This window comes from Methanoregula sp., assembly GCF_023227875.1.
Classification (GTDB): domain Archaea; phylum Halobacteriota; class Methanomicrobia; order Methanomicrobiales; family Methanospirillaceae; genus Methanoregula.
Genome location: NZ_JALOCH010000001.1, coordinates 414,936 through 421,143, shown reverse-complemented (window position 1 = coordinate 421,143; position 6,208 = coordinate 414,936). Strand labels below are relative to the sequence as shown.

General features: G+C 54.1%; 8 protein-coding genes. 5 read left to right on the top strand and 3 right to left on the bottom strand.

All coding sequences use genetic code 11. The features are described from left to right. From M0R30_RS02275 to M0R30_RS02260, 4 genes are all read left to right on the top strand, one after another. Positions 1-505 (top strand): hypothetical protein (locus tag M0R30_RS02275; protein WP_292542759.1); only part of this gene is annotated, 505 nt, incomplete at its 5' end. A 163-nt stretch (positions 506-668) separates the two neighbouring features. Further along, complete coding sequence (locus tag M0R30_RS02270) at positions 669-833, top strand: hypothetical protein (protein WP_292542757.1); 165 nt, start codon at positions 669-671, stop codon at positions 831-833. Continuing rightward, complete coding sequence (locus M0R30_RS02265; RefSeq protein ID WP_292542754.1) at positions 823-1,296, top strand: hypothetical protein; 474 nt, start codon at positions 823-825, stop codon at positions 1,294-1,296. Before M0R30_RS02270 ends, M0R30_RS02265 begins: the two co-directional genes overlap by 11 nt. Before the next feature lie 5 nt (positions 1,297-1,301). After that, positions 1,302-1,943 carry a hypothetical protein gene (locus tag M0R30_RS02260; RefSeq protein WP_292542753.1) on the top strand — a complete coding sequence of 214 codons (642 nt, stop codon included), beginning with the start codon at positions 1,302-1,304 and terminating at the stop codon, positions 1,941-1,943. A gap of 465 nt (positions 1,944-2,408) precedes the next feature. Here M0R30_RS02260 and M0R30_RS02255 read toward each other — a convergent pair whose 3' ends face one another. The 3 genes from M0R30_RS02255 to M0R30_RS02245 form a co-directional block, all read right to left on the bottom strand. Next, entirely contained in the window at positions 2,409-2,828 is a 420-nt protein-coding gene (locus tag M0R30_RS02255; RefSeq protein WP_292542750.1) for a response regulator, read from the bottom strand. Further along, positions 2,825-5,149, bottom strand: a complete 2,325-nt coding sequence (locus tag M0R30_RS02250) for a hydrophobe/amphiphile efflux-3 (HAE3) family transporter (RefSeq protein ID WP_292542747.1) — start codon at positions 5,147-5,149, stop codon at positions 2,825-2,827. The genes M0R30_RS02255 and M0R30_RS02250 overlap by 4 nt, the downstream gene beginning before the upstream one ends. A gap of 97 nt (positions 5,150-5,246) precedes the next feature. Next, positions 5,247-5,372: a hypothetical protein gene (locus tag M0R30_RS02245; protein WP_292542745.1), complete on the bottom strand. Its 126-nt coding sequence runs from the start codon at positions 5,370-5,372 to the stop codon at positions 5,247-5,249. A gap of 178 nt (positions 5,373-5,550) precedes the next feature. On the opposite strand from M0R30_RS02245, the gene M0R30_RS02240 reads away from it, so the two are divergent. Further along, positions 5,551-6,159 carry a TetR/AcrR family transcriptional regulator gene (locus M0R30_RS02240; protein WP_292542742.1) on the top strand — a complete coding sequence of 203 codons (609 nt, stop codon included), beginning with the start codon at positions 5,551-5,553 and terminating at the stop codon, positions 6,157-6,159. The last annotated feature ends 49 nt before the right edge of the window (positions 6,160-6,208 follow it).

Sequence of the window (6,208 nt, the reverse complement as noted above, 5' to 3'; positions counted from 1 at the left end):
CATGGCAGATTTCGTACAAAAAACAACCGTAAAGACAGCGGTTCGCGAACTCGCGAGCCCGATTGCAGACGTGGCGGCGTTCAACACGATCGTCCAGTCGGTCATCGCCGACAACCCGTTTGCCTGTGTAGCTTATGAGAGCGCCGGTGTAAACCACGCACCGGTAGAGAAGACCAAGGAAAACTACGTTGCAAAGATCGTGTACCAGGACGACGACGCGAAGACCGTTGGCAGCGACTCGCTGAAGTTCAACACGATCGCCGGGTTCAATGCCGGGCCTACCGCACTCCTTGCGGACACGGCCTTCATCGCAACCCACGGGGGCACCGCAGTCCGGGACAGCGAGAACGAGACCTTCTCCACGACGCTGAAATGCCGCGACCCGAACGGGGAGATCTACATGGTCACCTTCGGCCGGAAGAGCGTGAGCCTGACCTCTTACTCGGACGATGCGATCCGCACGAGGATCGAGACCTGGGCCGACACGGTGACGGCTCTGGCATAAGCCGAACCCTGCAAGGGTGAGGCTGGAGAAGACCGTAGGTCTTCGACTAGTTGAGGGTCAAAAGACCCGAACATCGAGACCCGATCTTCTTCTACTCACCGATCAACCAGTCCCGGGGGAAGGTTAAGTCTCCCGGGGCCCGGTTTTTCAGGAGGCATTCACAATGGAAACAGAAATTCTTGGCATAGTACTCGGGACCGTGCTCCCGATCTATCCCCTGCTCTTCGTCATCCACCAGAAGATCGGCAGGTACGATGAGATCGTCGATGAGTTCAAGAAACTCCGGGACGAGCACGAGCGATTCAGGGAGGCGTACCATGGAGGGTAACACGACACCGGTTGCAACCGTGACCGGCCTGTACCGCGGGACATTCTCCGGCCTCGAACCGCTCACAAAGGACACCCCGCTCACGCTCGATGAAGTGAGACGCAACCCGGTATTCTACGAGCTGGATCTCCAGCCGGACCGGGAAGACGACAACCTGATCGTAGATATCATCTACGACAACATGAGGCCATTGCGGCTTTCGGACCTTCTCAGGGGAACGGACATTCCGAGGGGAATCCGTTTCTGGCCGGACTGGTTCGATATCCCGCACTACCGGAAGATGCGCGACATCGATGGCCGCAGGGTCTACCCGCGTGCGCCGGGCATCCACACCGTCCGGTTCCGCACGGCGGCCCGGAAAAGAACCGGGCTCGCACGGGATTTCAGCCCGGCAAACGGCGGATACACGAGCCCGGTCTTCGAATTTGCGATTGCAGCAGACACGGGAGATGACCGGGAGTGATGAGAATGTTCGAGTCCGAACTGCAGACCCGGGCCGCCATCTGCGGCGCCGGGCTCCTGCTCGCCCTCATTTTTCTCTTTGCACACCTGCCGCTGATCCTTATGATTGTGCCGGTCGCGATCCTCTTCCTCGGCCCGAGGATTCATCAGAACCCGAAGGCGGAGAAGAAACCTTGGGGTTTCTTCGACTGCATCGTCGCCGATCCGGAGGAGACGCACGCGGTCTGGTACGGGATGCTCTCCGTGCTCGGCATCTTCGATCTCTCCACGCTCACCGATGCAGAGCGGCTGAACTACGCAGAGAAGCGGCATTACTTCTGGTTCGGCGAGGTGGGGATGGCCGCAATGCTGGCCGGTGTGTTCGCGGTCCCGCTCGGGATCTTCCTTCTTAGCCGGGCTGAGATCACGCTCGCGTTCACCGGTGCAGCGATCATTTTCCTCCCGCTCTTCGTGTTCCTGCCGAAGCTGATTCAACGGGCGATGAGGGCGGATGCGGATGCGATCATCATCGCGTTCGGGAAGAACGAGCAGGTGAAGAAAGTCTTCTGGTCCCTCTTCATCTCGATGGCCGGGCTGGTCCTGGCCCGTGTCGTGGACCCGGTGACGACTCAGCAGATTGTGGGGCTTATTACAGGGATGGGTGGGTGAATCGATCCCTCTCCCATTTATCCCTCATCAATGATCTTCGGTTATCATCAAGAATGATATCTGAAATCGGGTGTCTGATCAATAAACAGGAATCTTTAATTTTTCTTTCAATAATTTTCCAGAACCAATTTCGTAATATCTCCTGGCAGATCAACTGCATCCAGAATTTGCGGCAGATGATCCCGATACGACCTGCCGAAGGATGAATATCGTCCCGGAAGTTCTGCAGCGATGCAACCGGGACCAGTTCGCATTCTCTCAGGATCGAGGCGATCTTCCTCGCCGCTGCGAGCGAATTGCCGGTTCCTGTAAAGTAATAGATAGTTGTCTTCATGGAGTCGTCTTCCTGTTCTCTGGATTTTTATCAGGATCCGTCATGGTATGCTACTCCGACAGGACGGTTCACTTCTCGATGCCCGGTCATTAATTCCCGAACGGTTCGCGTCTTTACGGGAAATCCTGCCGTCAGGCACCACGTTTCAGATCCTCCAGAGCGGGGTACTCCCCTACGTGGCTGCCGGCTGCCCAGCAGACCATCCTCAACAGGTCCAGAACAGGTTTTTTCTCCAGTCCTTTACGGGGAATAAACCCGGAAATGCCCTCCCGGCAGGCCTTGTTCTTGACATAGGGGTGGGCGCTTTCGGAAAAGAAGATAAACGGGATCGTGATACCTCCGGCTCTCAGGGCATGGAGGAACTCGGTTCCGCTCATTCCCGGTAAAATATAATCTGATACAATCACGTCGGCATGGTACTGGGAAAGCCATCCCAGCGCCTCTTCCCCGGAACCCGCAGGGAATATCGAAACAGCACAGTATTTTTCAAAGATATGGGAAATGATCATCCACATCTTCGGATCTGAATCGACATACAGAACGTTGATCATTTTCCACCTTCAGGAGCTCCCTTTTGTTTTCTCGCATCGAGCCATTCGGAGAGACCGCCTATGATCGAGAGTACAGCAGGCATGACGAAGATTGCACCGACTAGGGAGAACGCGATTGCGATCAGGGTGGTAATCCCGAAGTTACTCAAAATGGGGAAGGTCGAGAGGCAGAGTGCTGAGAACCCGAAGAAGGTGGCAAGGCCCGAGACCGTGATGGCGGTGCCGATCTTCTGCACGCTTTCCTGGATGGCGGCAATATGGTCGTGCAGCTTCTCTTCCTCCTCAGCATACCGCTCCATGACAAGGATCGTATATTCCGCGGCAACCCCGATGGTCATCGATCCCAGCGTTGCGGTGAGCGGTGTATAGGTTATGTTCAGGATATACATCATGACCGCGTTCCACCCGACAACGAAGATGATCGGGATCATGGGGGATACGGCATGGAGATGCCGGTACACGAGGACCAGGAAGATGAAGACAAAGATGAAGCCGAGATAGGTCATCGTCTCCTTCGATTCCGAGAGAGAACTCAGCAGCTTTGTGTAGAGTTCAAAATTTCCTGCTGGATAGAGGGTAATCCCTATTGGTGGTTCGAGGAACGCGATATCACTGTTTATCTGCTTCTTTAAATCGTCTTTTTGCGCCATCTCGAGCTTGACGGTGTTGAATTTTATCACGCCGCTCATCGAGCCGCTGAGGTAGGGGTCTTTGGTCTCCTCCGGGATTTTCCCCAGTACGGTATCGAGTCCGGCCTGGGTTTCCGGCATCACGCCGCCATTATACTGGAGGACATAGGTAACGATGCTCGTCGATGAGGTGAGTTCCGGATGGTGCGAGAGTTCATATTCCTGGAACATCGCCAGCCACTGCATCGTATCGAGATCTGTCACGCGTGAACCCTGTACAAGGAAGTCTGCGGTATCGGTCGACCCGATGATGCGGGTGACCTTGTCGATGTTGATCTTGGCCGGCATACTCGTGGGGACCATTGAGTTCTCATCTGATTCCACGGGAATGGTCGGGTCGATCTGGAACCCGATCAGGGCGACAAGACCTGCTACGAGCAGGACCGGCACCGGGTTCTTCGCAATCTTTACCGAGGTGTCCGTAAGGAACTGTCCATAGGAGAAGGAACTCTTCTTTTTGTTCTTCGTTGTCCGGCTTATTTTCGGGTTTGTGATGATCGTATCGCAGGCATCCGTTCCCACGGCGTAACACTCCCCGGTTTTTTCCGGCTTGGGCTTGTAGTTTGTCAGGAGGCCCAGCGTCGGCATACCGATGCAGGAGATCCAGTAACAGGTGAATATGCCGATAATTGCCACGAGGCCGAACGAGCGGATCATCGGGACGTCCGATATAAACATTGCAAGAAAGCCCATGCAGGTGGCAAGCATCGCATACATGACCGCGGGGCCGGTGCAGGTTACGGTATTGAAGACCGCGTCCTCAAGCGAACCCTTGCGTGCCTCCTCATCGAACCGGGCATGGAACTGGATCGCGTAATCGATCCCGAGACCGATCAGGACCGGGAAGGCCCCGATCACCGCCATGTTCAGCGAAATACCGGCGATACCCATCATGCCCATCGAGATCACAAGGCCGATCGCCACGAGCAGGACCGGCATGAACCGGTGGCGGACATAGGAAAAGAGAAATCCCATCGTGATGATCATCAGGACCATGGCACCCCCGATGAGGATGCCCATGTTCTCTGTAAGTCCATCCTCCAGCTGCTGGGTGAACGCGGGAGTGCCGGATACCTCGACGGTCACTCCCGGAGGAGGGTCGGAATGGTCAATGATCGATGCAACATTGGCGAGCACCGACTTCTGGGTCTCTTTCGACAGGTTCGGAGGGAGCTGGATTTGGGCAAGGGTCAGTACGTTGGAAGGATAGAGCAGATTCCGTGTACTCTCCGGAAGCATACTGACGATGCGTTCTGTCTCCGCCTTAGTTGAAGGGAGTGTACCTCCATTGTACGCTTTCAGGACATCGGTGAGGCTCTGGACGCTCTGGGTATTCTGTTGCTGTCGGAGATCCTTTTCAAGAGTATCGATATACTCAAGAACATCCGGGCTGAGCGGATCGCCGGCTTCTATGATGAGGATGATCACATCCGACTGGAAGTTCTCTTCATATTGTGCCTGGTGGGTCCCGCCAACGGTGTCCTTGTCAATATAGGTCTCCCAGCCGGTCTCCATGCTGAGCATGGTCATGCCAAAAAGTCCGGTACAGAAAAGGACAAAGACCAGCCCGGCAACCAGTTTCGGCTTCTTTATGATCGCTGTTGCGATACATTCAAACAATTCTTTAATCATCCGGTTCTTCCTTATGCAATTGTTGATCTGACTGGATTGGATGCCCGATCGATCAGCGTACGATCCCGTATCACGGTCATCAGTTCTCTCAATACAATCACTTCTCTTCCCGTGAGATCCGGAACACAACTATGGCAGCAATTATCCCGAGAATAACTGAGGGGATGATAACAGAAACCGGCAACCCGCCAACTATGCCTGCATTTACGGAAATGTACTGCATATTTTCGTAACCTTTCGGGATCATTTCCTTGCTTTTTTACGGGCAGGAGAGGTGAGCTGCCCGTAACAATTAATATGCATTAAGATTATTTAATTGTTATTAGGAAAATTTAACCGAAATTTTGTAATAGTGGAGGGCGAAATATGAATAAACCGTCGAACCCAACAAAGAGATGAGCATGCCACGAATCAATGCGCACGAGGAAGCAAGGAAAAAAATCATTGCCGGAGCTCTTGAGGTAGCTGCGGAAAAGGGGTGGGATGCCGTGACACTGGAGGCAATTGCCCAGAACGTCGGTGTTTCCAAACCCGCCCTGTACAGTTACTTCGATAACCGGGAGGCGTTGTTGCGCGCAATTATCCTCGAAGTGGCGGAGAACATCCATGACGGGCTTGAAACAATACTGACGCAAAGTGATGATATCCACCTCATTATTCGGAATCTGGCCGAACTGCTCTTCGAGCAACAGAAACCCTATGCGAGTATCTTCTTCCTCCTGCCATCCCGTCCATCTCCGGACCCAAAACACCCTGAGGAATTTGTCCACTTGTTTGACAATAGCCGGATGCTTCTCCGTGACTGTCTTGTCCGTTTGAAATCCAAGCGAGAACTGCCGCCCCGAGTGGACCCCGATGCGGCGAATTATATGATCATTGCGATGACCATGGGCATGATCACCAGTTCCCGATTCCTGGAGATGGATAACAATACGGTAAAGAAGATCTGGATTGAGGCCATGGAGAGGTACCTGCTGCTCGGGTACGGCGAGACGGAGGAACCAGTATGAATATCATGGCGGGAGACGCGAGAACGACCAGCCACATGCCGGCCTCGCT

What these genes read in the sequence shown, in the direction of transcription:
- M0R30_RS02270 (WP_292542757.1), top strand. Translation starts at nt 669, where the DNA reads ATGGAAACAGAAATTCTTGGCATAGTACTCGGGACCGTGCTCCCGATC.
- M0R30_RS02265 (WP_292542754.1), top strand. Translation starts at nt 823, where the DNA reads ATGGAGGGTAACACGACACCGGTTGCAACCGTGACCGGCCTGTACCGC.
- M0R30_RS02260 (WP_292542753.1), top strand. Translation starts at nt 1,302, where the DNA reads ATGTTCGAGTCCGAACTGCAGACCCGGGCCGCCATCTGCGGCGCCGGG.
- M0R30_RS02255 (WP_292542750.1), bottom strand. Translation starts at nt 2,828, where the DNA reads ATGATCAACGTTCTGTATGTCGATTCAGATCCGAAGATGTGGATGATC.
- M0R30_RS02250 (WP_292542747.1), bottom strand. Translation starts at nt 5,149, where the DNA reads ATGATTAAAGAATTGTTTGAATGTATCGCAACAGCGATCATAAAGAAG.
- M0R30_RS02245 (WP_292542745.1), bottom strand. Translation starts at nt 5,372, where the DNA reads ATGCAGTACATTTCCGTAAATGCAGGCATAGTTGGCGGGTTGCCGGTT.
- M0R30_RS02240 (WP_292542742.1), top strand. Translation starts at nt 5,551, where the DNA reads ATGCCACGAATCAATGCGCACGAGGAAGCAAGGAAAAAAATCATTGCC.